24 protein-coding genes are annotated in these 24,971 nt (G+C 70.6%); 14 read left to right on the top strand and 10 right to left on the bottom strand.

The features are described from left to right. Positions 1 to 123: 123 nt before the first annotated feature. Both ACFUJR_RS21280 and ACFUJR_RS21275 read right to left on the bottom strand, forming a co-directional pair. Complete coding sequence (locus tag ACFUJR_RS21280) at positions 124 to 372, bottom strand: hypothetical protein (protein WP_383163907.1); 249 nt, start codon at positions 370 to 372, stop codon at positions 124 to 126. A gap of 270 nt (positions 373 to 642) precedes the next feature. Next, entirely contained in the window at positions 643 to 1,371 is a 729-nt protein-coding gene (locus ACFUJR_RS21275; protein ID WP_383163904.1) for a helix-turn-helix domain-containing protein, read from the bottom strand. A 242-nt stretch (positions 1,372 to 1,613) separates the two neighbouring features. Between ACFUJR_RS21275 and ACFUJR_RS21270 the strand changes: the two genes are divergently transcribed. The 5 genes from ACFUJR_RS21270 to ACFUJR_RS21250 all read left to right on the top strand — a co-directional run bounded on the left by ACFUJR_RS21270 (position 1,614) and on the right by ACFUJR_RS21250 (position 6,530). Next, complete coding sequence (locus ACFUJR_RS21270; protein ID WP_383163901.1) at positions 1,614 to 2,282, top strand: DUF4097 family beta strand repeat-containing protein; 669 nt, start codon at positions 1,614 to 1,616, stop codon at positions 2,280 to 2,282. Between the two features lie 48 nt (positions 2,283 to 2,330). Continuing rightward, positions 2,331 to 2,693 carry a hypothetical protein gene (locus ACFUJR_RS21265; RefSeq protein WP_383163898.1) on the top strand — a complete coding sequence of 121 codons (363 nt, stop codon included), beginning with the start codon at positions 2,331 to 2,333 and terminating at the stop codon, positions 2,691 to 2,693. 90 nt (positions 2,694 to 2,783) lie between these two features. Further along, complete coding sequence (gene pgi / locus ACFUJR_RS21260; RefSeq protein ID WP_383163959.1) at positions 2,784 to 4,457, top strand: glucose-6-phosphate isomerase; 1,674 nt, start codon at positions 2,784 to 2,786, stop codon at positions 4,455 to 4,457. Positions 4,458 to 4,470: 13 nt separating this feature from the next. Then, entirely contained in the window at positions 4,471 to 4,971 is a 501-nt protein-coding gene (locus ACFUJR_RS21255) for a PH domain-containing protein (protein WP_383163895.1), read from the top strand. Then, positions 4,968 to 6,530, top strand: a complete 1,563-nt coding sequence (locus ACFUJR_RS21250; protein WP_383163892.1) for a PH domain-containing protein — start codon at positions 4,968 to 4,970, stop codon at positions 6,528 to 6,530. Before ACFUJR_RS21255 ends, ACFUJR_RS21250 begins: the two co-directional genes overlap by 4 nt. Before the next feature lie 22 nt (positions 6,531 to 6,552). On the opposite strand, the gene pgl is transcribed toward ACFUJR_RS21250, so the two are convergent. Genes pgl through tkt form a run of 5 tightly spaced genes read right to left on the bottom strand, consistent with a single transcriptional unit; the run spans position 6,553 to position 13,193 of the window. Beyond that, complete coding sequence (pgl, locus tag ACFUJR_RS21245) at positions 6,553 to 7,335, bottom strand: 6-phosphogluconolactonase (RefSeq protein WP_383163889.1); 783 nt, start codon at positions 7,333 to 7,335, stop codon at positions 6,553 to 6,555. Then, a complete protein-coding gene (gene opcA / locus ACFUJR_RS21240; protein WP_383163886.1) occupies positions 7,332 to 8,402 on the bottom strand; it encodes a glucose-6-phosphate dehydrogenase assembly protein OpcA in 1,071 nt (356 codons plus the stop codon). Before opcA ends, pgl begins: the two co-directional genes overlap by 4 nt. Then, a complete protein-coding gene (gene zwf / locus ACFUJR_RS21235) occupies positions 8,399 to 9,931 on the bottom strand; it encodes a glucose-6-phosphate dehydrogenase (protein WP_383163883.1) in 1,533 nt (510 codons plus the stop codon). The genes opcA and zwf overlap by 4 nt, the downstream gene beginning before the upstream one ends. A gap of 5 nt (positions 9,932 to 9,936) precedes the next feature. Further along, complete coding sequence (gene tal / locus ACFUJR_RS21230; protein WP_383163880.1) at positions 9,937 to 11,055, bottom strand: transaldolase; 1,119 nt, start codon at positions 11,053 to 11,055, stop codon at positions 9,937 to 9,939. Positions 11,056 to 11,087: 32 nt separating this feature from the next. Further along, entirely contained in the window at positions 11,088 to 13,193 is a 2,106-nt protein-coding gene (gene tkt, locus ACFUJR_RS21225; RefSeq protein WP_383163876.1) for a transketolase, read from the bottom strand. A gap of 316 nt (positions 13,194 to 13,509) precedes the next feature. On the opposite strand from tkt, the gene ACFUJR_RS21220 reads away from it, so the two are divergent. From ACFUJR_RS21220 to ACFUJR_RS21210, 3 genes are all read left to right on the top strand, one after another. Then, a complete protein-coding gene (locus tag ACFUJR_RS21220) occupies positions 13,510 to 14,457 on the top strand; it encodes a heme o synthase (protein WP_383163873.1) in 948 nt (315 codons plus the stop codon). 93 nt (positions 14,458 to 14,550) lie between these two features. Continuing rightward, entirely contained in the window at positions 14,551 to 14,886 is a 336-nt protein-coding gene (locus ACFUJR_RS21215) for a hypothetical protein (RefSeq protein ID WP_383163870.1), read from the top strand. Positions 14,887 to 14,970: 84 nt separating this feature from the next. After that, a complete protein-coding gene (locus ACFUJR_RS21210; RefSeq protein WP_383163867.1) occupies positions 14,971 to 16,050 on the top strand; it encodes an amidohydrolase family protein in 1,080 nt (359 codons plus the stop codon). Between the two features lie 101 nt (positions 16,051 to 16,151). Here ACFUJR_RS21210 and ACFUJR_RS21205 read toward each other — a convergent pair whose 3' ends face one another. The 3 genes from ACFUJR_RS21205 to ACFUJR_RS21195 all read right to left on the bottom strand — a co-directional run bounded on the left by ACFUJR_RS21205 (position 16,152) and on the right by ACFUJR_RS21195 (position 18,978). Beyond that, a complete protein-coding gene (locus tag ACFUJR_RS21205; RefSeq protein WP_383163865.1) occupies positions 16,152 to 17,111 on the bottom strand; it encodes a heme A synthase in 960 nt (319 codons plus the stop codon). Between the two features lie 84 nt (positions 17,112 to 17,195). After that, positions 17,196 to 17,963, bottom strand: coding sequence for an ABC transporter permease (locus tag ACFUJR_RS21200; protein WP_383163862.1), 768 nt, complete (start codon positions 17,961 to 17,963; stop codon positions 17,196 to 17,198). Positions 17,964 to 18,051: 88 nt separating this feature from the next. Continuing rightward, positions 18,052 to 18,978 (bottom strand): ABC transporter ATP-binding protein, encoded by a 927-nt coding sequence (locus tag ACFUJR_RS21195; protein WP_383163859.1) that lies wholly within the window; start codon positions 18,976 to 18,978, stop codon positions 18,052 to 18,054. A gap of 181 nt (positions 18,979 to 19,159) precedes the next feature. On the opposite strand from ACFUJR_RS21195, the gene ACFUJR_RS21190 reads away from it, so the two are divergent. From ACFUJR_RS21190 to ACFUJR_RS21165, 6 genes are all read left to right on the top strand, one after another. Further along, positions 19,160 to 19,888 carry a helix-turn-helix transcriptional regulator gene (locus ACFUJR_RS21190; RefSeq protein ID WP_383163855.1) on the top strand — a complete coding sequence of 243 codons (729 nt, stop codon included), beginning with the start codon at positions 19,160 to 19,162 and terminating at the stop codon, positions 19,886 to 19,888. Continuing rightward, entirely contained in the window at positions 19,885 to 21,300 is a 1,416-nt protein-coding gene (gene sufB / locus ACFUJR_RS21185; RefSeq protein WP_361432610.1) for a Fe-S cluster assembly protein SufB, read from the top strand. Before ACFUJR_RS21190 ends, sufB begins: the two co-directional genes overlap by 4 nt. A gap of 86 nt (positions 21,301 to 21,386) precedes the next feature. After that, positions 21,387 to 22,610, top strand: coding sequence for a Fe-S cluster assembly protein SufD (gene sufD / locus ACFUJR_RS21180; protein WP_383163852.1), 1,224 nt, complete (start codon positions 21,387 to 21,389; stop codon positions 22,608 to 22,610). Continuing rightward, positions 22,610 to 22,930, top strand: a complete 321-nt coding sequence (locus ACFUJR_RS21175) for a bifunctional 3-phenylpropionate/cinnamic acid dioxygenase ferredoxin subunit (RefSeq protein ID WP_260228615.1) — start codon at positions 22,610 to 22,612, stop codon at positions 22,928 to 22,930. The genes sufD and ACFUJR_RS21175 overlap by 1 nt, the downstream gene beginning before the upstream one ends. 7 nt (positions 22,931 to 22,937) lie before the next feature. After that, positions 22,938 to 23,702 (top strand): Fe-S cluster assembly ATPase SufC, encoded by a 765-nt coding sequence (gene sufC, locus ACFUJR_RS21170; RefSeq protein ID WP_361432605.1) that lies wholly within the window; start codon positions 22,938 to 22,940, stop codon positions 23,700 to 23,702. Continuing rightward, positions 23,699 to 24,967 (top strand): cysteine desulfurase, encoded by a 1,269-nt coding sequence (locus ACFUJR_RS21165; RefSeq protein WP_383163848.1) that lies wholly within the window; start codon positions 23,699 to 23,701, stop codon positions 24,965 to 24,967. The genes sufC and ACFUJR_RS21165 overlap by 4 nt, the downstream gene beginning before the upstream one ends. Positions 24,968 to 24,971: the final 4 nt, after the last annotated feature.

Genomic DNA, 24,971 nt, shown 5'->3' with positions numbered 1-24,971 from the left:
AGGACCTACCAAAGCGACGGAGAAAGATTGGGGGGGGGGGGAAAGGGGGGAAGAAGGGCCCTTGCCGGCGACTCGGTTCAGGGGCAAGGGCCCGTTCGCGTGCGCCACCCGAACCGGCGGGGCCTAGCGATGGTTGCCGGGAATGTGTGCGGTGAGCGCCATCGCGGTGGTCGCCCGCGGGTATGTCAGCTGCGCCACGCGCGCGTAGAGGCAGTCCAGGATCAGCAGCACCGAATGCCGGGTCGGGGAGAGCGCCACCACGGCGTCCGCGGGCGTGAGCAGTGCCGCCGAGGTCTCCGCGGCGTGCACTTCCGTCCAGCCGCGGGCGTCGCAGCCGATGCTGAAGAGCAGTGCCTCGGTCTCCACGGCCACGACGCCGGAGGCGCCGACGCCGTAGACGTCGATGCGGTGGGCGTCGGCGAGGATCTGCGCGGCCCGGTCCAGCGTGGCGAGGTCCAGGCGCTCGGCCGTGCGGCGCAGCGCCCCAGATCGGCCTGGGCGACGGCGGCGACGGCCCGCTGCTGCCCCGACTCGCCGAACGGGTGGGCGCGTTGGGTCTGGTCCCGTCCCCGGTGCCGGACGGTCTGGCCGGCGCCGTGGCCCTGGCCCGGCTCCGGTGGCCGGCGGCGGTCCGAAAGCGGCTCAGGCGGTGCTGTCCGGGGCCGACTCGGGCTTCGTGTGGAGGATGGCGCGGGCCTGTTCCGCGGCGCGGGCGGTGCTTTCGGAGACGTAGTCGAGGAACCGGGCGATGTTCTCGAGGCGGATGCCGACAGGGGTGCCGGGGCCGAGGACGCCGACGCCCTGCCGTGCGATGTCGCTTATGTGGGCGGTGGAGCGGGCGCTGGCCATCATCGACTGGTACCAGACGTCGTCGTCCACGACATAGCGCTCCCGGCGGCGTTCGTCGCGTTCCCGGCGGATCATGCCCTGGCCTTCGAGAAACGTGACGGCCTTGGAGACGGACGCCGGGCTGACCTGGAGCCGTCCGGCGAGTTCGGACGCGGTGAGGCTGCCCGAGTCGGCGAGGCAGAGGGAGGCCATCACGCGGGACATCATCTTGGGCATGCCCGACTGCATCATGACGGTGGTGAACACCTCCTCGTACTCGCGTACGGCTTCGGTGTCGCGGCCATGGGCCTGCGGGGGCGCCTCCGGCGGTGTGGTCCGCCTGCGGCGGTGGGCACGGCGCTCGGTAGCACGGTGGGCCAGGTCGGCGCGGTAGGCGGTGGGGCCGCCGTTGCGCATCACTTCACGTGTGATCGTCGAGGTCGGGCGTTCGAGACGCCTCCCGATCTCGGCGTAGGCGAGGCCGTCGGCCAGTCCCAGCGCGATCTGCTGTCGTTCGGGCTGGGTGAGCCTGCCTCCGGGCATCGCGGTCTCCTTCGTGATCCGTAGAGATCGCAAGCATAGCGTTCATCGTACTTCATTGCAACGAATTGGGTGGCGGTTGTTGCGTTGCGTTCAGAACTGTTGCAACGATTTCCCTTCATTCACCTGCAATGATGCAGTTCATGCGCAACGAATGTGTTGCCGAAATTCTGAACGCAACGTAGCTTTCCACTATCAGAAACGACGGGCCGACAGGATGCCCGCCACTGAACGAGGAGAGCACCATGCAGAAGTTCGCCACCGCCGCCGCCGTCTCCGCCGTCCTGGACGTCCCCGCCGGACGCGTCCGGCTCATCGCCGCCGACCGGGCCGACATCACCGTCGAGGTCCTGCCCGCGAACGCCGCGAAGAGCCGTGACGTGCAGGCGGCGGAGCAGACCACGGTCGACTTCGCCGACGGCGTCCTGCGGGTCCAGGCCCCGGAGGCGAAGAACCAGATCCTCGGCGGCTCCGGATACGTCGAGGTGACGGTCCAGCTGCCCGTCGGCTCCCACGTCGAGGCGAAGAGCGCCGACGCCGAACTCCGCGGCGTGGGGCGGCTGGGCCAGGTCGTCTTCACGGCCGCGCAGGGCACGGTCAAGCTCGACGAGGCGGCGACCGTCCGGCTGGCCGTCCAGGCGGGCGACGTCTCGGTCGGCCGTCTCGGCGGCGACGCGGAGATCCGCACCCTGAAGGGCGACCTGCGGGTCACCGAGGCCGTGCGCGGCGCGGTCGTCCTGCGCACCGAGGCGGGCGACGTGTCGGTCGGTGCCGCCCGCGGCGTCTCCGCCTCCCTGGACGCCGGGACCGCCTACGGCCGGATCCACAACGCGCTCAAGAACACCGACGGCGCCCCCGGGCTGGCCATCCACGCCACCACCGCCTACGGCGACATCACCGCCCGCAGCCTCTGACGCCCGCCACCGACGAATGCGAGGGGTGCACCACCATGTCCCTCACCCTTGCCGAACAGATCGCCCGGAACCGCGGAAGGCCGTCCGGCGAGGTGTTCGGCGAGGTGTTCGGCGCGCCGGCCGGGCCGGCAGGTCGGCCGGCTGGCCGACCTCGCCGACGCCGTCCTCGACAACGGCGCCCCCACCGGCGACGCCGCGCTCCCCCTCCCGGACGGCACCGCACTCTGCGGGGTCTCCACCCTCACCTCCTCCCTCCTCGTGCAGATGGTCGTCGCCGCGTCGGTCGACCTGCTCCTCGCCGAGGGCCACGAACCGCCGGTGTACGTCTCCGCCGACATCCCGGGCGGCCACGAGCGCAACGCGGTCCTGGAACCCCGGTACGCGGCCCGGCTGCATCGCGGCGGCCACTGAGCCGCCGCGCGCCTTCCGCCCCCGCGATCAATTAGGTTGGAGTCGCAGCGGGGCAACAGGCAGGAAGAGAAGAAGTAGGCGATGTCCGAGATGAACGCAGCAGGTCGCACGAGGCTCAACCAGCTTCCCGAATGGGCCGCCCTCGGCAAGCACCGCGAGCAGCTGGGGGCCACCCATCTGCGCGAGCTGTTCGCCGCCGAACCGGGTCGTGGCACCGCGTACACACTGCGCGTCGGCGACCTGTACCTGGACCACTCCAAGCACCTGGTCACCGACGAGACGCTGACGCTGCTGCGCGAGCTGGCCGCGGCCACCGGCGTGGCCGAACTGCGCGACGCCATGTTCCGCGGCGAGAAGATCAACACCACCGAGGGCCGCGCGGTCCTGCACACCGCGCTGCGCGCCCCGCGCGACGCCGTCGTCGAGGTCGACGGCGAGAACGTCGTCCCGGCCGTCCACGCCGTCCTCGACAAGATGGCCGCCTTCGCGGACAGGGTCCGCGCGGGCGAGTGGACCGGCCACACGGGCAGGCCGGTCAAGAACATCGTGAACATCGGCATCGGCGGCTCCGACCTCGGGCCCGCCATGGCATACGAGGCCCTCCGCGCCTACACCCAGCGGGATCTGACGTTCCGCTTCGTCTCCAACGTCGACGGCGCCGACCTCCACGAGGCCGTCCGCGACCTCGACCCGGCCGAGACGCTCTTCATCGTCGCCTCGAAGACCTTCACCACCATCGAGACGGTCACCAATGCCACCTCCGCCCGCAACTGGCTCCTCACCGAGCTGGGGGCCGGCCAGGAAGCCGTCGCCAAGCACTTCGTCGCCCTGTCGACCAACGCCGAGAAGGTGCAGGAGTTCGGCATCGACACGGCCAACATGTTCGAGTTCTGGGACTGGGTCGGCGGACGCTACTCCTACGACTCCGCCATCGGCCTCTCCCTGATGACCGCCATCGGCCCGGAGCGCTTCCGCGAGATGCTCGCCGGCTTCCACCTCGTCGACGAGCACTTCCGCACCGCCCCCGCCGAGGAGAACGCGCCGCTGCTCCTCGGCCTCCTCGGCGTCTGGTACGGCGGGTTCTTCGACGCCCAGTCGCACGCCGTCCTGCCGTACTCGCACTACCTGTCGAAGTTCACCGCCTACCTCCAGCAGCTCGACATGGAGTCCAACGGCAAGTCCGTCGACCGCGACGGCCGGCCCGTCGACTGGCAGACCGGACCGGTCGTCTGGGGCACGCCGGGCACCAACGGGCAGCACGCGTACTACCAGTTGATCCACCAGGGCACCAAGCTCATCCCGGCCGACTTCATCGGCTTCGCCGAGCCCGTCGCCGATCTCGCACCCGGTCTGGTGGCCCAGCACGACCTGCTGATGGCCAACTTCTTCGCCCAGACGCAGGCGCTGGCCTTCGGCAAGACGCCCGAGGAGGTACGGGCCGAGGGCGTCGCCGAGGAACTCGTCCCGCACAAGACCTTCCAGGGCAACCACCCCACCACCACGATCCTGGCCAGGGAACTCACCCCCTCCGTGCTCGGCCAGCTCGTCGCGCTGTACGAGCACAAGGTGTTCGTCCAGGGCGCGATCTGGAACATCGACTCGTTCGACCAGTGGGGTGTCGAGCTCGGCAAGGTCCTCGCCAAGAAGATCGAGCCGGTGCTCACCCGGGGCACGGGCGGTGAGGAACTCGACGGCTCGACCGCCGCGCTCGTCGACACGTACCGGACGCTCCGGTTCGGGTCCCCCCGGGCCCCCAGGGCGTAGGGGCACTGACCGAATGACGGGGGAGAACGCGGTGCGGCTGCGGCCGCCGAGCAACACGATCGACGAACGGGCCGTCGGCTGGTGGCGCACCCAGTGGCTGGTGACCACCGCCGTGCCGGTGGTGGTCCTCGGCGTCCTCGGAGCGTTCATCACGCCGGCCCGGTACTGGCTCTGGCTGCCCGCCGCCGTCCTGGCGGCCGCCGGCCTCGCCTGCACCGCGTTCTTCCCCGCCTGGTGGTTCCGGGTCCGCCGATGGGAGGTCACCGAGGACGCCGTCTACGTCCGTACGGGGGTGATCTGGCAGGAGTGGCGGATCGCGCCCATGTCCCGCATCCAGACCGTCGACACGGTCAGGGGACCGCTGGAGCAGTACTTCCGGCTCGCCACCGTCACCGTGACCACCGCCTCCTCCAAGGGCGCGATCCGCGTCCAGGGTCTCGACCACGAACTCGCCGCGGAACTCGCCGAGAAGCTGACCCGCATCACCCAGGCCACGCCCGGGGACGCCACATGAGCGAGGAGTGGCGGCGCCTGGACCGCCGTACGATCCTGGTCACCGCCGCCACCCTCGCGGGCGTCGCCGCGGGCGCCGCCCTGCCCACCTTCTTCGGTCTGACCAACACCATGCCCGCCTGGAAGGCCGCCGGCTGGACCCTCGCCGGGACGGTGCTCCTCGTCGGCGCCGGCTCGGCCGCCGACCACATCCGCTGGCGGCGCACCCGCTACCGCGTCGGAGCCGAGCAGAGCGAGATGGGGGTACCCCCGGCCGAAGGCTGGGGGAGGGTCGAACTCCACACCGGACTCCTCCTGGTCAAGCGCCGCTCGCTGGCCCGCGAGCGCATCCGCAGCGTCGACCTGACCGCCAACCCGCTGCAGCGCGTCCTCGGCCTGGTCAAGGTCCGCATCGGAACCGGAGAGCACAACGGCGGCGAGTCCACCCTCGAACTCGACCCGGTCGACCGGGCCGAGGGCGAACGGCTCCGTCGCGAGCTGCTCGACCGGACGCTCACCGGCACCGCGGACACCCGCCACGACGGTGCGCTCGCCGAACTCGACCCACGCTGGATCCGCTACGCCCCGGTCTCCTTCGTCGCCCTGGTGCTCGGCGGCGCGGCGGCGGGTGCCGTGATGCAGGTCAGTGAGTGGTTCGGGGCGCAGGACGAGGTCATCGACTGGATAGGCGACCGCTTCCGGGACACGTCCGTCCTCTCCATGACCCTCGTCCTCGTCGCCCTGGCCGTCCTCGTCGGGACCGCCGGTGCCCTCGGCCTCTGGGTCGAGATGTGGTGGAACTACCGCCTGGAGCGGGAGCCCGGCGGCACCCTGCGGGTCCGGCGCGGACTGTTCACCGCCCGCTCGATCTCCATCGAGGAGCGCCGGCTGCGCGGCGTCGAACTGGTCGAGCCGCTCGGTGTACGGATGTGCCGCGCCGCCCGCCTCGACGCCGTCGCCACCGGACTCGCCGAGGGCACCGAGCACGAGCACGCGGAGAACAAGACCCTGTTGCCCGCGGCGCCGCGCGCGGTCGCCGACCGGGTCGCCGCGCAGGTGCTGCGTGAGTCCGATCCTCCGACGAGCACACCGCTCACCGCCCATCCCCCCGCCGCCCGCACCCGTCGGCTGCGCTGGGCGCTGTGGAGCGCGTTCACCCCCGCCGCGGTCCTGGCGGTCCTCGGCGCACTCCTCGCACCCGTCCTGCTCCACGTGGCCGTCGGCTGCACCCTCGTCCTCGGCCCGCTCGCCGTGGTGTTCGCGCGCGATGCCTACCGCAACCTCGGGCACGGCGTCTCCGGCGACTACCTGCTGGCCCGCTCCGGCACGGTCCGCCGGACCACGGTCGCCCTCCAGCGCGGCGGCGTCATCGGCTGGACCGTCACGCAGTCGTACTTCCAGCGCCGCGCGGGCCTGCTGACGCTCACCGCGACCACCGCGGCGGGCACGGGCGCGTACGACATCCACGACGCCGGGCAGGCCGAGGGGCTGACCTTCGCCGCCGAGGCCGTTCCGGACCTGCTCGCGCCCTTCCTGGAACAGGTACGGGAAACGCCGGAGGCCCGGTCCACCGTGCGGTGAACCGGGCCCCCTTGAGCGTCCGTCAGGCCGAGGCCGGCGGATAGAGCGCGCGCGGCAGCTCCGAGGCGGCCGCCGCGTCGAGCAGCCAGAGCGTCCGCGAGCGACCGTAGGCGCCCGCTGCCGGGGCCTGGATCTCACCGGCTCCGGACAGCGACATCGCCGCGGCCTTCGCCTTGTCCTCGCCGGCCGCGAGCAGCCAGACCTCACGGGCGGCCCGGATCGCGGGCAGCGTCAGCGAGATCCGTGTCGGCGGAGGCTTGGGCGCGCCGTGCACGCCCACCACCGTGCGCTCGGTCTCGCGGACCGCCGGGAACTCCGGGAACAGCGAGGCCACGTGCGTGTCAGGGCCGACGCCCAGCATCAGCACATCGAAGCCCGGCACCGATCCGTGGTTCTCCGGACCGGCGGCCGCGGCGAGTTCGGCCGCGTAGGCCGCCGCCGCGGCGTCGACGTCACTGCCGTACGGCCCGTCCGACGCGGGCATCGCGTGCACCCGCGCCGGGTCCAGCGGGACGCGGTCGAGCAGCGCCTCACGGGCCTGGGTGACATTGCGCTCCGGGTCGCCCTCGGGCAGGAACCGCTCGTCGCCCCACCACAGATCGAGCCGCGACCAGTCGATCGCGTCCCGCGCGGGGGCCGAACCGAGCGCCGCGAGCAGCCCGTTGCCGTTGCGGCCGCCCGTGAGGACCACGGAGGCAGAGCCACGGGCGGACTGGGCGTCCACGATCCGCGTGATCAGCCGGGCCGCCGCGGCCTGGGCCATCAGCTCCTTGTCGCGGTGGACGACGAGCTGGGGAGTGCTCACTTGGCCGCCGCCTTCTTGGCCGGGGTCTTCTTGGCGGGCGCCTTGGCCGCCTGGTGAGCCGGATCGGCCGCGGTCGCCGCCGGATCCGCCGCAGCCGCTTCCGGATCGGCGGCGGCATCCGCCGGAGCCGTCGTCTTCGACTCCTCGTTCAGCCGGTCGAGCCCGTACCGCAGCGCCGAGGCGTAGGTGTCGTCCGGGTCGAGCCGTCGCAGCTCCTCCGCGATCAGCTCGGCCGTTTCGCGGCGCTTGAGCGCGACGCCACGGTCCGGCTGTCCCTCGATGGAGAGCGTCGCCAGCGAACCGTCCGGCCGGTCGAGGACTATCGGCCCGCAGGTGGACTCCATCCGTACGGAGGTGAGTCCCGGGCCCGCCGACGTGGACCGGCGTACCGGCACCTTCAGCCGGTCCGCCAGCCACATGGCGAGCAGCTCGACGCTCGGGTTGAACTCCTCGCCCTCCACCTCGGCCGAGGTGACCTCGCACACGACCTGGTCGAGCGCGGCGGCCAGCATCGAGCGCCACGGGGTGATCCGGGTCCAGGCCAGGTCCGTGTCGCCCGGGGTGTACGTGTCCGCGCGACCGGTCAGCTCGTGGATCGGCTGTTCGGAGGCGTACGTGTCGGTCACCCGGCGCTGGGCGAGCGCGCCCAGCGGGTCGTTCGCCGGGTCGGCCGGGGCGTTGACCGGCCACCAGACGACGACGGGTGCGTCCGGCAGGAGCAGGGGGAGGACCACCGACTGGGCGTGGTCGACGACCTCGCCGTACAGCCGGAGGACAACCGTTTCCCCCGTGCTGGCGTCGGCGCCGAGGCGGACCTCGGCGTCGAGCCGCGCCTTCGCCCGGTCCCGCGGCGAACGCGAGACCCGCTTGATGACCACCAGGGTCCGCGAAGGGTGTTCGCGGGACGCGTCGTTGGCAGCCTTGAGCGCGTCGTAGGCGTTCTCCTCGTCGGTGACGATGACGAGCGTGAGCACCATGCCGACGGCGGGCGTGCCGATGGCACGCCGTCCGAGCACCAGCGCCTTGTTGATCTTGCTGGACGTGGTGTCCGTCAGGTCGGTCTTCATGGCCGGCGCCAGCTCCGTCCGTCTCGTGCGAGCATCTCGTCCGCCTCGACCGGACCCCAGGTACCCGACGGGTACTGCGCGGGCTTGCCGTGCTTGTCCCAGTACTGCTCGATCGGGTCGAGGATCTTCCAGGACAGCTCGACCTCCTCGACCCGCGGGAAGAGGTTCGAGTCGCCGAGCAGCACATCGAGGATGAGCCGCTCGTACGCCTCGGGGCTGGACTCCGTGAAGGACTCGCCGTAGGCGAAGTCCATCGACACGTCCCGGACCTCCATCGAGGTGCCCGGAACCTTGGAGCCGAACCGCATGGTCACGCCCTCGTCCGGCTGGACCCGGATGACCAGGGCGTTCTGGCCCAGCTCCTCCGTCGCCGTCTTGTCGAACGGGGAGTGCGGCGCGCGCTGGAAGACCACCGCGATCTCGGTGACGCGGCGGCCGAGCCGCTTGCCGGTGCGGAGGTAGAAGGGGACGCCCGCCCAGCGGCGGTTGTCGATCTCCAGCTTGACGGCCGCGAAGGTGTCGGTCTTCGACTGGGGGTCGATCCCGTCCTCCTGCAGATAGCCGACGGCCTTCGCGCCGCCCTGCCATCCCGGCGCGTACTGGGCGCGCACGGTCGAGGCGCCCAGGTCCTTCGGCAGCTTCACCGCGCCGAGCACCTTGGTCTTCTCGGCCGCGAGCGCGTCCGCGTCGAAGGAGGCGGGCTCCTCCATCGCGGTCAGCGCGAGCAGCTGGAGGAGGTGGTTCTGGATGACGTCACGGGCGGCGCCGATGCCGTCGTAGTACCCGGCGCGGCCGCCGATGCCGATGTCCTCGGCCATGGTGATCTGCACGTGGTCGACGTACGACCGGTTCCAGATCGGCTCGAAGAGGGTGTTGGCGAAGCGGAGCGCCAGGATGTTCTGGACGGTCTCCTTGCCCAGGTAGTGGTCGATCCGGAAGACCGCGTCGGGCGGGAAGACCTCGTGGACGACCTCGTTGAGTTCCTTGGCGGAGGCCAGGTCGTGGCCGAAGGGCTTCTCGATGACCGCGCGGCGCCAGGAGTTGTTCTTCTGGTCTGCCAGGCCGTGCTTCTTCAGCTGCTGGACGACCAGTGGGAAGAACTTCGGCGGCACGGAGAGGTAGAAGGCGAAGTTGCCGCCCGTGCCCTGCGCCTTGTCCAGCTCCTCGATGGTGGTCTTCAGCTGGTCGAAGGCGTCGTCGTCGTCGAAGTCGCCCTGGACGAAGCGCATCCCCTGGATCAGCTGGTGCCACACCTCCTCGCGGAACGGGGTGCGGGCGTGCTGCTTGACGGCCTCGTAGACCTCCTGCGCGAAGTCCTCGTCCTGCCACTCGCGGCGGGCGAAGCCGACGAGCGAGAAGCCCGGCGGCAGCAGACCGCGGTTGGCCAGGTCGTAGACGGCAGGCATCAGCTTCTTACGGGACAAATCGCCCGTGACGCCGAAGATCACCAGACCCGACGGCCCCGCGATACGCGGGAGCCGTCGGTCTGCGGCGTCACGGAGCGGGTTGGCTCCGTGGACTGCGCTCAAAGTGCTTACGCCTCCGAAGGTGCGAGGCGCTGAAGCTCCGCCTCGGTCGACTTGAGCAGGTCGTTCCAGGACGCCTCGAACTTCTCGACGCCCTCGTCCTCGAGCAGCTGTACCACGTCGTCGTAGCTGATGCCGAGCTTCTCGACGGCGTCCAGCTCGGCGCGCGACTGCTCGTACGTGCCGCGCACGGTGTCGCCGGTGACCTCGCCGTGGTCGGCGGTGGCTTCCATGGTCGCCTCCGGCATGGTGTTGACCGTGCCGGGCGCGACCAGGTCCACCACGTACAGGGTGTCCTTGTACGCCGGGTCCTTGACGCCGGTCGAGGCCCACAGCGGACGCTGCTTGTTGGCCTGCGCCTTGTCCAGGGCGGCCCAGCGGTCGCCGGAGAACACCTCTTCGTACGCCTCGTAGGCCAGACGGGCGTTGGCGAGCGCCGCCTTGCCCTTGAGAGCCTTGGCCTCGTCGGTGCCGAGGGTGTCGAGCCGCTTGTCGATCTCCGAGTCCACACGGGAGACGAAGAAGGACGCCACCGAGTGGATCTTGGAGAGGTCGAGGCCGCGCTCGCGGGCCTTCTCCAGACCGGCCAGGTAGGCGTCCATGACCGCGCGGTAGCGCTCCAGCGAGAAGATCAGCGTCACGTTGACGCTGATGCCGAGGCCGATGACCTCGGTGATCGCCGGCAGACCCGCCTTGGTGGCCGGGATCTTGATGAGCGTGTTGGGACGGTCCACCAGCCAGGCCAGCTGCTTGGCCTCGGCGATGGTGGCCGCCGTGTTGTGCGCCAGACGGGGGTCGACCTCGATCGACACCCGGCCGTCCTGGCCGTCCGTGGAGTCGTAGACCGGGCGCAGGATGTCGGCGGCGTCCCTCACGTCAGCCGTCGTGATCATGCGGATGGCCTCGTCCACGGTCACCTTGCGGGCGGCGAGGTCGGCGAGCTGCTGGTCGTAGCCGTGGCCCTCCGAGATCGCCTTCTGGAAGATGGACGGGTTGGTGGTGACACCCACCACGTGCTGCTGGTCGATCAGCTCGGCCAGGTTTCCGGACGTGATCCGCTGACGCGAGAGGTCGTCCAGCCAGATCGCGACGCCTTCGTCGGAGAGGCGCTTGAGAGCGTCTGTCATGAGAGGTTCTCCAAAATTCGTGTCTAGTGGCGTCAGCGCGCCGCGGCGTCCAGCCCGTCAACCGATGCAAGCGAGTCCCGGGCGGCGGCGGCCAGGGCCTCCGGCGTGAAGCCGAACTCGCGGAAGAGGACCTTCGCGTCGGCGGAGGCACCGAAGTGCTCCAGCGAGACGATCCGGCCGGCGTCGCCGACGTACCTGTGCCAGGTGAGACCGACGCCGGCCTCGACGGCCACACGCGCCTTGACCGACGGCGGCAGGACGGAGTCCTTGTACGCCTGGTCCTGCTCCTCGAACCACTCGACGGACGGCATCGAGACCACGCGGGTCGGGATGCCGGCGGCCTGGAGCTGCTCCCGGGCCTCGACGGCCACGTGCACCTCGGAGCCGGTGCCGATCAGCACGACCTGCGCGTCGCCGCCTTCGGCCTCGAACAGGACGTAGCCGCCCTTGGCGGCGTCCTCGTTCCACTCGTACGTCGGCACACCCTGACGGGTCAGGGCCAGGCCGTGCGGGGCGCCCTTCCCGAACACGCGGGTGTGACGCCTGACGATCTCGCGCCAGGCGATGGAGGTCTCGTTGGCGTCCGCGGGACGGACGACGTTCAGACCGGGGATCGCGCGCAGCGAGGCCAGGTGCTCCACCGGCTGGTGCGTCGGGCCGTCCTCGCCGAGACCGATCGAGTCGTGGGTCCAGACGTACGTCACCGGCAGGTGCATCAGCGCGGAAAGCCGGACGGCGTTGCGCATGTAGTCGGAGAACACCAGGAAGGTGCCGCCGTAGACACGGGTGTTGCCGTGCAGCGCGATGCCGTTCATCTCCGCGGCCATGGAGTGCTCGCGGATGCCGAAGTGGATCGTGCGGCCGTACGGGTTCGCCTCGGGGAGCGGGTTGCCCTCGGGCAGGAACGACGAGGACTTGTCGATCGTCGTGTTGTTCGAGCCGGCCAGGTCGGCCGAGCCGCCCCACAGCTCGGGGATGACCGCGCCGAGCGACTGCAGGACCTTGCCGGACGCGGCGCGGGTGGCGATGCCCTTGCCCGCCTCGAACACCGGGAGTTTCGACTCCCAGCCCTCGGGCAGCTCGTTCGCCTGGATGCGGTCGAAGGTGGCCGCCCGCTCCGGGTTCGCGGTACGCCACTCGGCGAGGGACTTCTCCCACGCGGCGCGTGACTCACGGCCCCGGTCGCCGAGCGAGCGGGTGTGCCCGATGACCTCGTCGGAGACCTCGAAGGTCTGCTCCGGGTCGAAGCCGAGGACCCGCTTGGTGGCCGCGATCTCCTCGTCGCCGAGCGCCGAGCCGTGCGCGGCCTCGGTGTTCTGGGCGTTCGGGGCGGGCCAGGCGATGATCGAGCGCATGGCGATGAACGACGGGCGCTCGGTCTCGGCCTCGGCGGCCTTGATCGCCGCGTACAGGGCCGCCGGGTCCAGGTCGCCGTTGGCCTGCGGCTCGACGCGCTGGACGTGCCAGCCGTACGCCTCGTACCGCTTCATCGTGTCCTCGGACACGGCCGTCTCGGTGTCGCCCTCGATCGAGATGTGGTTGTCGTCCCACAGCAGGATCAGGTTGCCGAGCTTCTGGTGACCGGCCATCGAGGACGCCTCGGCGGAGATGCCCTCCTGCAGGCAGCCGTCACCGGCGATCGCGTAGATCCGGTGGTCGAACGGGGAGGTACCGGGGGCCGCCTCCGGGTCGAACAGACCGCGCTCGTAGCGGGCGGCCATCGCCATGCCCACGGCGTTGGCGACACCCTGGCCCAGCGGGCCGGTCGTCGTCTCGACGCCCGCGGTGTGACCGTACTCCGGGTGGCCCGGGGTCTTCGAACCCCAGGTGCGGAACGCCTTCAGGTCGTCCAGCTCGAGCCCGAAGCCCCCCAGGTACAACTGGGTGTAGAGGGTCAGGGACGAGTGACCGGCGGACAGCACGAACCGGTCGCGCCCCACCCACTCCGGATCGGCCGGGTCGTGGCGCATCACCTTCTGGAAGAGGGTGTACGCGGCGGGCGCGAGGCTCATGGCCGTACCGGGATGGCCGTTGCCGACCTTCTGTACGGCGTCCGCTGCCAGGATGCGGGCGGTGTCCACGGCCCGCTGGTCCAATTCGGTCCACTCGAGGTCTGTGGTGGTCGGCTTAGTGCTCACCCTGAGTCAGGGCTCCTCTCCACATGTACTGGAAGCCGGTGACTGAGGGTGTACCGGCGTTGTCGAGCCTACCCCCGTCATCGCGTCCATCTTTTCGAGTGCGGGCCCCGGAAAACAGAAGACACGGCAAGAGTGCGGGTCACTCTGTCACTTCGCCTCCCGAACGCTGTCCACCCCTTGGGACAAGGCCCCCCAACACGACCCCACCCCCGCGAAGATCGGCGTCTGGGCAGCGTCTACAGTGGCGTGGTACGCGCAAGTCTTCACCCCGTCTTCATCCGGGGAGCTTGCTGGGAATTCTCTGTCAGGGGTGTGCGTGACGGCCGTCGAGTCCCGACCCGCAGGGGTCGTCTTGACTCCCAGCCCGGGGGGCCATCGGCCGTTCGGGGCTCGCGTCAAGGCATTCGTGGCGCTGACCAAGCCGCGGATCATCGAGCTGCTGCTCATCACGACCGTGCCGGTGATGTTCCTCGCCGAGCAGGGTGTGCCGAACCTGTGGCTGGTACTCGCCACCTGCTTCGGCGGCTATCTGTCGGCGGGCGGCGCGAACGCGCTGAACATGTACATCGACCGCGACATCGACGCACTGATGGACCGGACCTCGCAGCGGCCGCTGGTCACCGGAGTCCTGACACCGCGCGAGGGCCTGGTCTTCGGCCTCACCCTCGCCGTGGTCTCCACGCTCTGGTTCGGCCTCCTCGTCAACTGGCTCTCCGCGGCGCTCTCGCTCGGCGCGCTCCTCTTCTACGTCGTGATCTACACGATGATCCTCAAGCGCCGCACGGCGCAGAACATCGTCTGGGGCGGCATCGCGGGCTGTCTGCCGGTGCTGATCGGCTGGTCGGCCGTCACCGACTCGATGTCCTGGGCCGCGGTCATCCTCTTCCTGGTCATCTTCTTCTGGACGCCGCCGCACTACTGGCCGCTGTCGATGAAGGTCAAGGACGACTACGCCCGCGCCGGCGTGCCCATGCTCCCGGTCCTCGCCTCCAACAAGGTCGTCGCCCGGCAGATCGTCGCGTACAGCTGGGTGATGGTCGCCGTCTCGCTGCTGCTGACGCCGCTCGGCTACACCGGCTGGTTCTACACGGCCGTCGCGCTGCTCACCGGCGGCTGGTGGCTCTGGGAGGCGCACGCGCTGCTGAACCGCGCGAAGAACGGCGCGACCGGCGCGAAGCTCAAGGAGATGCGCCTCTTCCACTGGTCGATCACCTATGTCTCGCTGCTCTTCGTGGCGGTCGCGGTCGACCCCTTCCTGAGGTAGTTCCGCAGCCCCTGACCGACGGCCGGCGCACGTGGGCAAGACCACGTGCACCGGCCGTCGCCAGTGGATCTACCCCTCGGTAGCATCTGTGGCATGGCAGAAACCAAGCAGGCGGAGAGCAAGCAGGCCGAGCGCAGGGCGGTCAAGCTCGCCAAGCAGATCCAGGCGTTCTCCAAGGAGCACGGCGGCGCCGAGGGGCAGATCGCCCACATCGGCCAGGCGGGCACGCGGATCGTCCTGGTCGGCGAGGACGGCGGCTGGGGCGACCTCGTGGCCCCGACGTACGCCGTGGCCGAGAAGGCGGCGGAGAAGGCCGGGCTGACCCTCCACGAGGAGTTCGACGGCGAGTTCGCCGCCAAGGTCGTCACGGGCCCGTACGAGTGGACCCGGATGGCCGGAATCCAGCTGGGCGGCCCGTCCAACGCGTAAGCGTTCGAGGCGCGAGGCAACAACCTCGGGTGGGGCTCACCCGTTAGGACGTGTGGAAGAACGTCCACGCAGGGAGCCCCCCGAATGATCGAGACCCCGAGCCTGGTGGACCAGTACTGCCACGGGGTGCTCCGTACGGAGCTCGGCCTCGGCACCTTCGAGGCCTACCTCGGCAGGACCGCCCGGCCGCCCGCGCCCGGCACCACCTTCTTCGACACCCAGACCGGTTTCGCGGTACGCCGCTGGTGCCCGCCGCTGCTCGGTCTGGAACCCCACTGCCCGCCGGCCCGCTATCTCGCCCGCCGCCGGGAACTGGGCGTACTGGAGTCCGGGCGGCGGCTGCTCAGCGCCTCCGGCATCTCCACGTATCTCGTGGACACCGGAGTGCCCGGTGATCTGACCGGCCCCGCCGAGATGGCCTCCGCCGGAGGCGCCGCCGCGCACGAGATCATCCGGCTCGAACCGCTCGCCGAGCAGGTCGCCGACACCTCCGGCTCTGTCGAGGCGCTGCTCGCCAACCTCTCCGAGGCCGTCCACGGCGCCGCCACGACCGCCGTCGCGTTCACCTCCGTCGCGGGGGTGAGCCGGGGCCTCGCCCAGGGGTCGGAGCCCCCGGGGCCCGGCGAGGTACGCGGGGCCGCCGGGCGCTGGCTCGCGCGGCGTCCGGCCGGCGGCCCGCTCACCGACCCGGTGCTGCTGCGCCATCTGCTCTGGGTCGCCGTCGCCTCCGGACGGCCGCTCCAGCTGCACGTGGGAGCCGAGGACCCGGCCGGGCTGGCCGACTTCGCCGCGTCCACCAGTGGCCTGGGTACGGACGTGGTCCTGCTGCACGGATACCCCTACCACCGGCAGACGGCCCAGCTGACGGGTGTCTACCCGCATGTGTACGCCGACCTCGGCTCCGTCCTCGGCAGGACCGGGGCCCGCGCGGCGGCCGTCCTCGCCGAACTCCTGGAGCTGGCACCCTTCGGCAAGCTGCTCTTCTCCAGCGGGGCCCACGCCCTGCCGGAGCTGCACGTCGTCGCGGCGAGCGTCTTCCGGGGCGCGCTGAGCCGTGTGCTCGGCGAGTGGGTCGGCGACGGAGCCTGGTCCCTCACCGACGCCCAGCGCGTGGCGACCATGATCGCCTCGGGCAACGCCCGCAGGATCTACGGGCTGGCCTGAGCGGTCCGGCAGGCGCGCCGGACCGGACCGCGGCCGAGGGGGGGCCGGACCGGACCGCCGGCCGAGGGCGCCGGACCGGACCGGCCGAGGGCGCCGCGGGGTTACGCCTTCGCCAGAGCCGCCTCGCCCTGGGCGGGGATCTCCGGGGCCGGCAGCGGGCGCTCGCGCAGGCTCAGGGCCAGGCGCAGGACGGCGATCCACATCAGAGCGGAGCCGAGCATATGGACGCCGACCAGGATCTCGGGGACCCCGGTGAAGTACTGGAGGTAGCCGATCCCGCCCTGGGCGAGCAGCACGAGCAGCAGGTCACGGGCGCGCGCCCGGATGTCGTCGGGAGCGTCGACCACCCGCAGCACCAGCCACATCGCCAGCGCCAGCGCACAGACCACCCAGGCGGCGATCGCGTGGGCGTGGGCGGCGGCGGTCCAGTCCCACGGCATGCGCGGAACGTCGCTGCTGTCACCCGCGTGCTTGCCCGAGCCCGTGACGCCCGTGCCGAGGACGATCAGGACGACGGCCGTGGCGACGATCGCCCAGGAGAGCTTGCGCACCGGGCCCGGCACCCGTCGTCGGGGCGGCGTGTCGCCCTCACCGGTGCGGTGCCACGTGATCACGGCGACGGTCAGCAGCCCGTTCGCGGCGATGAAGTGGCCGGCGACCGTCCACGGGTTGAGCCCCATCCACACCGTGATGCCGCCGATGACGGCGTTGCTCGCGACGATCCAGAACTGCGCCCAGCCGAGCCGGGTCAGCCCGCGGCGCCACGGCTTGGTGGAACGCGCGGCGATGATCGCCCAGCCGACGGCGGCGGACAGGACGTACGTGAGCATCCGGTTGCCGAACTCGATCGCACCGCGGTAGCCCTGCTCGGGCGTGGCGATGAGGCTGTCGTCCGTGCACTTGGGCCAGGTGTCGCAGCCGAGACCGGAGCCGGTCAGCCGGACCGCGCCTCCCGTGACGATGATGAGGACGCTCATCACGACGGCGGAGAGCGCGGCGCGCCGGAGCGTCCTCGGGGACGGGGTCCAGCGCTTGGCGATGAGGGCGAGGGGGGTCAGCACGGGCCCTATCGTAGGACGGGGCTTGTGCACGCTTTCACGAGGGGTGCGTTACGGGAGAAGTCACCCCGGAACGTCGCCCCTCCGCTACTCCCAGCGGAAGAACCTCGCCGCGGTGCCGAGCCCGAGGACCGCCCAGACGGCGAGCGTCAGCGCCTGTCCCCACGGCAGCGCGGCGCCGCCCTGGAGCACGTCCCGCAGTCCGTCCGAGAGCGCCGCGATCGGCAGCAGCTCCAGGACGGAGCGGGCCGCGTCGGGGAACCTGTCGAGCGGCACGATCACCCCGCCGCCCACCAGGAGCAGCAGGAAGACCAGGTTCGCGGCGGCCAGCGTCGCCTCGGCGCGCAGCGTGCCGGCCATCAGCAGGCCGAGGCCCGAGAAGGCGGCCGTGCCGAGGACGAGCAGCAGCACGACGGAGACGGGGTCGCCCTGCGGCGACCAGCCGAGCCCCAGCGCGATCGCGGTCAGGAGCGCGACCTGGAGGACCTCGGTGACCAGGACGGAGAGCGTCTTGGCGGTCATCAGCGCCCAGCGGGGGAGCGGGGAGGCGCCGAGCCGCTTGAGGACGCCGTAGCGCCGCTCGAAGCCGGTGGCGATGGCCTGGCCGGTGAAGGCCGTGGACATGACGGCGAGGGCGAGGACGCCCGGCGCGAGGAAGTCGACGGCCTTGTCGGCGCCCGTGTCGACGATGTCGACGGTCGAGAACAGCACGAGGAGCAGCGAGGGGATGATCACCGTCAGCAGCAGCTGCTCGCCGTTGCGCAGCAGCATCTTCGTCTCCAGGACGGTCTGCGCCGCGATCATCCGCCCGACGGGGGCGGCTCCGGGCTTCGGGGCATAGGTTCCCGTGCTCATGACCGCAGCTCCTTGCCCGTCAGCTCGATGCTGTGCTTTCCCGTGGGACAACCCCCGGACCCCCGGCGAATCCTGGTGTCGGCGCGCATCATGACCGCAGCTCCTTGCCCGTCAGCTCGATGAAGACGTCTTCGAGGGTGTGGCGCTCCACCGCGATGCCGTCCGGCATCACGCCGTGCTGGGCGCACCAGGTGGTGACGGTGGCGAGGAGCTGGGGGCCCACCTCGCCGGTGATCCGGTACGTCCCCGGCGTCGGCTCCGCGGCCTGGGTGCCGTCCGGCAGGGCCTTGAGCAGCGAGCCGAGGTCGAGCCCGGGGCGGCCGGTGAAGCGCAGGGTGTTCTCGGCGCCGCCGCGGCACAGCGCCTCGGGGCTGCCCTGGGCGGCGACCCGGCCGGCGTCGACGATGGCCACGTCGTCCGCCAGCTCCTCGGCCTCGTGCATGAAGTGGGTGGTGAGGACGACGGTGGCGCCGTCCGAGCGCAGCTCGCGGACGAGGTCCCAGGTGGCGCGGCGGGCCTGCGGGTCGAGTCCGGCGGTCGGCTCGTCGAGGAAGACCAGCTCCGGGCGGCCCACGACGGCCATCGCGAGCGCGAGCCGCTGCTGCTGGCCGCCGGAGAGCCGCCGGTACGTGGTCCGGCCGCAGGAGCCGAGGCCGAGGCGCTCGATCAGGGCGTCCACGTCCAGCGGGTGCGCGTGCAGCTTCGCCATGTGGCGGAGCATCTCGTCGGCCCGGGCGCCGGAGTAGACGCCACCCGACTGGAGCATCACGCCGATCCGGGGCCGGAGCAGCGCCGCGTCGGCGATCGGGTCGAGCCCGAGCACGCGGACGGTGCCCGCGTCGGCCTTCCGGTAGCCCTCGCAGGTCTCGATCGTGGTGGTCTTCCCGGCCCCGTTCGGGCCGAGGACGGCGGTGACGGTGCCCGCGCGGACGTCGAGGTCGAGGCCGTCGACGGCGGTCCTGGTCCCGTACCGCTTGACCAGGCCGCGGACCTGGACGACGGACTCGTTTCGCATGCCGGGAAGTCTAGAGAGCCTTCCGGGGTGGTTCCGGCGCGGGGCCCGGATCGGACTCGTATTCGTCCTACCTATGATCATTTCCGCAGGTCAGGTAAGCCTTACCTGAGTGATGCAGAGCACCGTGGCCCCGCCAGGACGTCGCTTGTCACTCTCCGAGGAATTACGCAACAATGGCGTTGTGAAAAACGTCGACGAGGCTCCCGTGGAGGAACTCGCGACCGGTGAGCGCTCCACGCGCAACCGCGTCGCGCGCTCCATCCTGGACCACGGCCCGTCGACGGTCGCCGACCTGGCGGCGCGCCTCGGACTCACCCAGGCGGCCGTCCGCCGGCATCTGGACTCGCTCGTCGCCGAGAACGTGGTCGAAGCCCGTGAGAAGCGGGTCTACGGGGCCCGTACGCGCGGCCGCCCCGCCAAGGTCTTCGCGCTGACCGACTGCGGCCGGGACGCCTTCGACCAGTCCTACGACTCCCTCGCCGTCGACGCCCTGCGCTGGATCGAGAAGAACGCCGGAGGTGAGGCCGCCGTCGCGGCCTTCGCCCGCGACCGGCTCGCGCACCAGGCGGAGGCGTACCGCGAGGCCGTCGAGTCGGCCGAACCCGACCAGCGCACCGAGGCGCTTGCCAAGGCGCTGAGCGCGGACGGGTACGCTGCCACTGCGCGGAACGCGCCGGTCGGCGAGCAGCTCTGCCAGCACCACTGCCCGGTCGCCCATGTCGCCGAGCAGTACCCCCAGCTGTGCGAGGCGGAGACGGAGATCTTCTCCCGCCTCCTGGGAACGCACGTCCAGCGTCTCGCCACCATCGCCCACGGCGACGGCGTCTGCACGACGTTCATCCCGCACAGCGCCCCACAGACCACCCCATCAGAAGCATCCGCAAGCACGGCCGGGAGGAACCCCGCATGACCACCGAGATCAGCCACCCCGAGCTCGAGGGCCTGGGTCGGTACGAGTACGGCTGGGCCGACTCCGACGCGGCCGGCTCCGCCGCCAAGCGCGGTCTGAACGAGGATGTCGTCCGCGACATCTCCGCCAAGAAGAACGAGCCCGAGTGGATGCTGAAGCTGCGGCTGAAGGGTCTGCGCCTCTTCGACAAGAAGCCCATGCCGAGCTGGGGCTCCGACCTGTCGGGCATCGACTTCGACAACATCAAGTACTTCGTGCGCTCCACCGAGAAGCAGGCCGCTTCCTGGGAGGAGCTGCCCGAGGACATCAAGAACACGTACGACAAGCTCGGCATCCCGGAGGCGGAGAAGCAGCGCCTCGTCGCTGGTGTCGCGGCCCAGTACGAGTCCGAGGTCGTCTACCACCAGATCCGTGAGGACCTGGAGGAGCAGGGCGTCATCTTCGTCGACACCGACACCGCGCTGAAGGAGCACGAGGAGCTCTTCCGCGAGTACTTCGGCACGGTCATCCCGGTCGGCGACAACAAGTTCGCCTCGCTGAACACGGCCGTGTGGTCCGGTGGATCGTTCATCTACGTGCCGAAGGGCGTGCACGTCGAGATCCCGCTGCAGGCCTACTTCCGTATCAACACGGAGAACATGGGCCAGTTCGAGCGGACGCTGATCATCGTCGACGAGGACGCCTACGTCCACTACGTCGAAGGCTGCACCGCCCCGATCTACTCCTCCGACTCGCTGCACTCCGCGGTCGTCGAGATCATCGTGAAGAAGGGCGGCCGCTGCCGCTACACGACGATCCAGAACTGGTCGAACAACGTCTACAACCTGGTCACCAAGCGTGCCGTGGCCTACGAGGGCGCGACCATGGAGTGGGTCGACGGCAACATCGGCTCCAAGGTCACCATGAAGTACCCGGCCGTCTACCTGATGGGCGAGCACGCCCGGGGCGAGACCCTCTCCATCGCCTTCGCGGGCGAGGGCCAGCACCAGGACGCCGGCGCCAAGATGGTCCACATGGCCCCGAACACCTCCTCCAACATCGTCTCCAAGTCGGTGGCGCGAGGCGGCGGCCGCACCTCCTACCGCGGTCTCATCGAGATCGGTGAGGGTGCCCCGGGCGCCAAGTCGAACGTGCTCTGCGACGCGCTGCTCGTCGACACCATCTCCCGCTCGGACACGTACCCGTACGTCGACGTCCGCGAGGACGACGTCTCCATGGGTCACGAGGCCACGGTCTCCAAGGTCTCCGAGGACCAGCTCTTCTACCTGATGAGCCGCGGCATGACCGAGTTCGAGGCGATGGCGATGATCGTGCGCGGCTTCGTCGAGCCGATCGCCAAGGAGCTCCCGATGGAGTACGCGCTCGAGCTGAACCGGCTGATCGAGCTGCAGATGGAAGGGTCCGTCGGCTGACGTACCGACGCCCCACCACCAGCTAGCGGCCCGCCCCACGCGGCGGGCCGAGGATCGAAACGTAGGAAGAGAGCAAGACGACAGCCATGGCTGAGGCTCAGAATTCCCCCAAGGACCTCCGTTCCACTGCGGTCCAGGGGGGACCCCCACCGGCGGGCTCCACCACTGCCGGCTCGATCGCGGTGGCCGCCGAGTCCACCGTCGCCACGCGCATGAGCGCGCCCCCGTCCTTCGACGTGGCGGACTTCCCGGTCCCGCACGGCCGCGAGGAGGAGTGGCGGTTCACCCCGCTGGAGCGCCTGCGCGGGCTGCACGACGGCACCGCCGTCGCGACCGGCGAGGGCGTCAAGGTCGAGATCGAGGCCCCCGAGGGCGTCACGGTCGAGACCGTCGGCCGTGACGACGAGCGGCTCGGCAAGGCCGGCACGCCCGTCGACCGCGTCGCCGCCCAGGCGTACTCCTCCTTCGAGAAGGCCTCGGTCGTCACCGTCGCCAAGGAGGCCGTCCTCGGCGAGCCGATCCGCATCACCGTGCACGGCGAGGGCGGGGTCGCCTTCGGCCACCAGGTCATCGAACTCGGCGCCTTCGCCGAGGCCGTCGTGGTCATCGACCACACCGGTGACGCGGTGCTCGCCGCCAACGTGGACTACCTCCTCGGCGACGGCGCCAAGCTCACCGTCGTCTCCGTCCAGGACTGGGACGAGAAGGCCGTCCACGTCGCCCAGCACAACGCGCTCGTGGGCCGCGACGCCTCCTTCAAGTCGGTCGTGGTGACCTTCGGCGGCGACGTCGTCCGCATCCACCCGCGCGTGCGGTACGCGGCCACCGGCGGCGAGGCCGAGCTGTTCGGCCTCTACTTCACCGACGCCGGCCAGCACCAGGAACACCGCCTCCTGGTCGACCACAACACGCCGCACTGCACGTCGAACGTGGCCTACAAGGGCGCGCTGCAGGGCCAGGACGCGCACGCCGTCTGGATCGGTGACGTCCTCATCCAGGCCGCCGCCGAGGGCACCGACACCTACGAGCTCAACCGGAACCTGGTCCTGACGGACGGTGCCCGCGTCGACTCCGTGCCGAACCTGGAGATCGAGACCGGCGAGATCGCCGGCGCCGGTCACGCCTCCGCCACCGGCCGGTTCGACGACGAGCAGCTCTTCTACCTGATGGCTCGCGGTATCCCGGAGGCCGAGGCCCGCCGCCTCGTCGTCCGCGGCTTCTTCGCCGAGCTGGTCCAGCAGATCGGTCTGCCGGACGTCGAGGAGCGTCTGATCGCCAAGATCGAGGCCGAGCTGGAGGCGTCCGTCTGATGGCCGACTTCGTCCGCGTCTGCGCGCTGAGCGAGCTGGAGGCCGACACCCCGAAGCGGGTCGAGGTCGACGGCACGCCGGTGTCCGTCGTGCACACCGAGGGCGAGGTGTTCGCGATCAACGACATCTGCTCGCACGCCAACGTCTCCCTCTCCGAGGGCGAGGTCGAGGACTGCTCCATCGAGTGCTGGCTGCACGGCTCCAGCTTCGACCTCCGCACCGGTAAGCCGTCCGGCCTTCCCGCGACGCGCCCCGTCCCCGTATACCCCGTAAAGATCGAAGGGGACGATGTGCTCGTCTCCGTCACCCAGGAGTCCTGAGTCACCCATGGCAACGCTTGAAATCCGCGACCTGCACGTCTCCGTCGAGGCCGAGAACGGCCCCCGGGAGATCCTCAAGGGCGTCGACCTGATCGTGAAGCAGGGCGAGACCCACGCCATCATGGGCCCCAACGGCTCCGGCAAGTCGACCCTGGCGTACTCCCTCGCGGGACACCCGAAGTACACGATCACCGGTGGCACCGTGACCCTGGACGGCGAGGACGTCCTGGAGATGTCGGTCGACGAGCGCGCCCGCGCCGGCGTCTTCCTGGCCATGCAGTACCCGGTCGAGGTCCCCGGCGTCTCGGTCTCCAACTTCCTGCGCACCTCCGCCACCGCCGTCCGCGGCGAGGCCCCCAAGCTGCGTACCTGGGTGAAGGAGGTCAAGGAGGCCATGGAGAAGCTCCAGATGGACCCGGCCTTCGCCGAGCGCAACGTCAACGAGGGCTTCTCCGGCGGTGAGAAGAAGCGTCACGAGATCCTTCAGCTGGAGCTCCTCAAGCCGAAGATCGCGATCCTCGACGAGACCGACTCCGGCCTCGACGTCGACGCGCTCCGCATCGTCTCCGAGGGCGTCAACCGCGTCCGTGAGACCGGCGAGGTCGGCACCCTGCTGATCACCCACTACACGCGCATCCTGCGCTACATCAAGCCCGACTTCGTGCACGTGTTCGCGAACGGCCGCATCGCCGAGTCCGGCGGCGCCGAACTCGCCGACCAGCTGGAGGCCGAGGGCTACGACAAGTACGTGAAGGGTGGCGCATCCGCGTGACATCTGCCCATCAGGGGCTCTCCGGCCTCCTCGACACCGAGGCGATCCGCAAGGACTTCCCGCTCCTGGATCGCGTGGTCCACGACGGCAAGAAGATCGTGTACCTGGACTCCGCGGCGACCTCGCAGAAGCCGCGCCAGGTGCTCGACGCGCTCAACACCTACTACGAGCGCCACAACGCCAATGTCCACCGCGGCGTCTACACGGTCGCCGAGGAGGCGACGGCGCTCTACGAGGGCGCCCGTGACAAGGTCGCGGCGTTCGTCAACGCGCCGAGCCGCGACGAGGTGATCTTCACCAAGAACGCCTCCGAGTCGCTCAACCTCGTGGCCAACATGCTGGGCTGGGCCGACGAGCCCTACCGCGTGGACCACGAGACCGAGATCGCCATCACCGAGATGGAGCACCACTCCAACATCGTGCCGTGGCAGCTGCTCTCGCAGCGCACCGGCGCGAAGCTGAAGTGGTTCGGCCTCACCGACGACGGCCGTCTCGACCTCTCGAACATCGAAGAGGTCATCACCGAGAAGACCAAGATCGTCTCGTTCACGCTGGTCTCGAACCTGCTGGGCACGATCAACCCGGTCGAGACGATCGTCCGGCGCGCGCAGGAGGTCGGTGCGCTGGTCTGCATCGACGCGTCGCAGGCGGCCCCGCACATGGTGCTCGACGTGCAGGCGCTGCAGGCCGACTTCGTGGCCTTCACCGGCCACAAGATGGTCGGCCCGACCGGCATCGGCGTGCTGTGGGGACGGCAGGAGCTCCTGGAGGACCTGCCTCCGTTCCTCGGCGGCGGCGAGATGATCGAGACCGTCTCGATGCACTCCTCGACGTACGCGCCGGCTCCGCACAAGTTCGAGGCGGGCACGCCCCCGATCGCCCAGGCCGTCGGCCTCGGTGCGGCCGTGGACTACCTCTCCGCGATCGGCATGGAGAACATCGCGCGCCACGAGCACGCGATCACCGAGTACGCCGTCCGCCGCCTCCAGGAGGTGCCGGACCTGCGGATCATCGGCCCCACCACGGCCGAGGACCGCGGCGCGGCGATCTCCTTCGTGCTCGGCGACATCCACCCGCACGACGTGGGCCAGGTCCTGGACGAGCAGGGCATCGCGGTCCGGGTCGGCCACCACTGCGCGCGGCCGGTCTGCCTGCGGTACGGAATTCCTGCGACCACGCGAGCGTCGTTCTATCTGTACTCCACCCCGGCCGAGGTCGACGCACTGGTCGAGGGGCTGGAGCACGTACGGAACTTCTTCGGCTAGGGGA

Origin of the sequence: Streptomyces sp. NPDC057271 (assembly GCF_042668715.1) — a bacterium.
GTDB lineage: Bacteria > Actinomycetota > Actinomycetes > Streptomycetales > Streptomycetaceae > Streptomyces.
This window is presented reverse-complemented; position numbering and strand designations above follow the sequence as displayed.

Excerpts from the sequence above, each read along its gene's own strand:
- ACFUJR_RS21275 (WP_383163904.1), bottom strand. The coding sequence starts at position 1,371 with ATGCCCGGAGGCAGGCTCACCCAGCCCGAACGACAGCAGATCGCGCTG.
- ACFUJR_RS21270 (WP_383163901.1), top strand. The coding sequence starts at position 1,614 with ATGCAGAAGTTCGCCACCGCCGCCGCCGTCTCCGCCGTCCTGGACGTC.
- pgi (WP_383163959.1), top strand. The coding sequence starts at position 2,784 with ATGAACGCAGCAGGTCGCACGAGGCTCAACCAGCTTCCCGAATGGGCC.
- ACFUJR_RS21255 (WP_383163895.1), top strand. The coding sequence starts at position 4,471 with ATGACGGGGGAGAACGCGGTGCGGCTGCGGCCGCCGAGCAACACGATC.
- ACFUJR_RS21250 (WP_383163892.1), top strand. The coding sequence starts at position 4,968 with ATGAGCGAGGAGTGGCGGCGCCTGGACCGCCGTACGATCCTGGTCACC.
- opcA (WP_383163886.1), bottom strand. The coding sequence starts at position 8,402 with ATGAAGACCGACCTGACGGACACCACGTCCAGCAAGATCAACAAGGCG.
- tal (WP_383163880.1), bottom strand. The coding sequence starts at position 11,055 with ATGACAGACGCTCTCAAGCGCCTCTCCGACGAAGGCGTCGCGATCTGG.
- ACFUJR_RS21215 (WP_383163870.1), top strand. The coding sequence starts at position 14,551 with ATGGCAGAAACCAAGCAGGCGGAGAGCAAGCAGGCCGAGCGCAGGGCG.
- ACFUJR_RS21210 (WP_383163867.1), top strand. The coding sequence starts at position 14,971 with ATGATCGAGACCCCGAGCCTGGTGGACCAGTACTGCCACGGGGTGCTC.
- ACFUJR_RS21200 (WP_383163862.1), bottom strand. The coding sequence starts at position 17,963 with ATGAGCACGGGAACCTATGCCCCGAAGCCCGGAGCCGCCCCCGTCGGG.
- ACFUJR_RS21195 (WP_383163859.1), bottom strand. The coding sequence starts at position 18,978 with ATGCGAAACGAGTCCGTCGTCCAGGTCCGCGGCCTGGTCAAGCGGTAC.
- sufB (WP_361432610.1), top strand. The coding sequence starts at position 19,885 with ATGACCACCGAGATCAGCCACCCCGAGCTCGAGGGCCTGGGTCGGTAC.
- sufD (WP_383163852.1), top strand. The coding sequence starts at position 21,387 with ATGGCTGAGGCTCAGAATTCCCCCAAGGACCTCCGTTCCACTGCGGTC.
- ACFUJR_RS21175 (WP_260228615.1), top strand. The coding sequence starts at position 22,610 with ATGGCCGACTTCGTCCGCGTCTGCGCGCTGAGCGAGCTGGAGGCCGAC.
- sufC (WP_361432605.1), top strand. The coding sequence starts at position 22,938 with ATGGCAACGCTTGAAATCCGCGACCTGCACGTCTCCGTCGAGGCCGAG.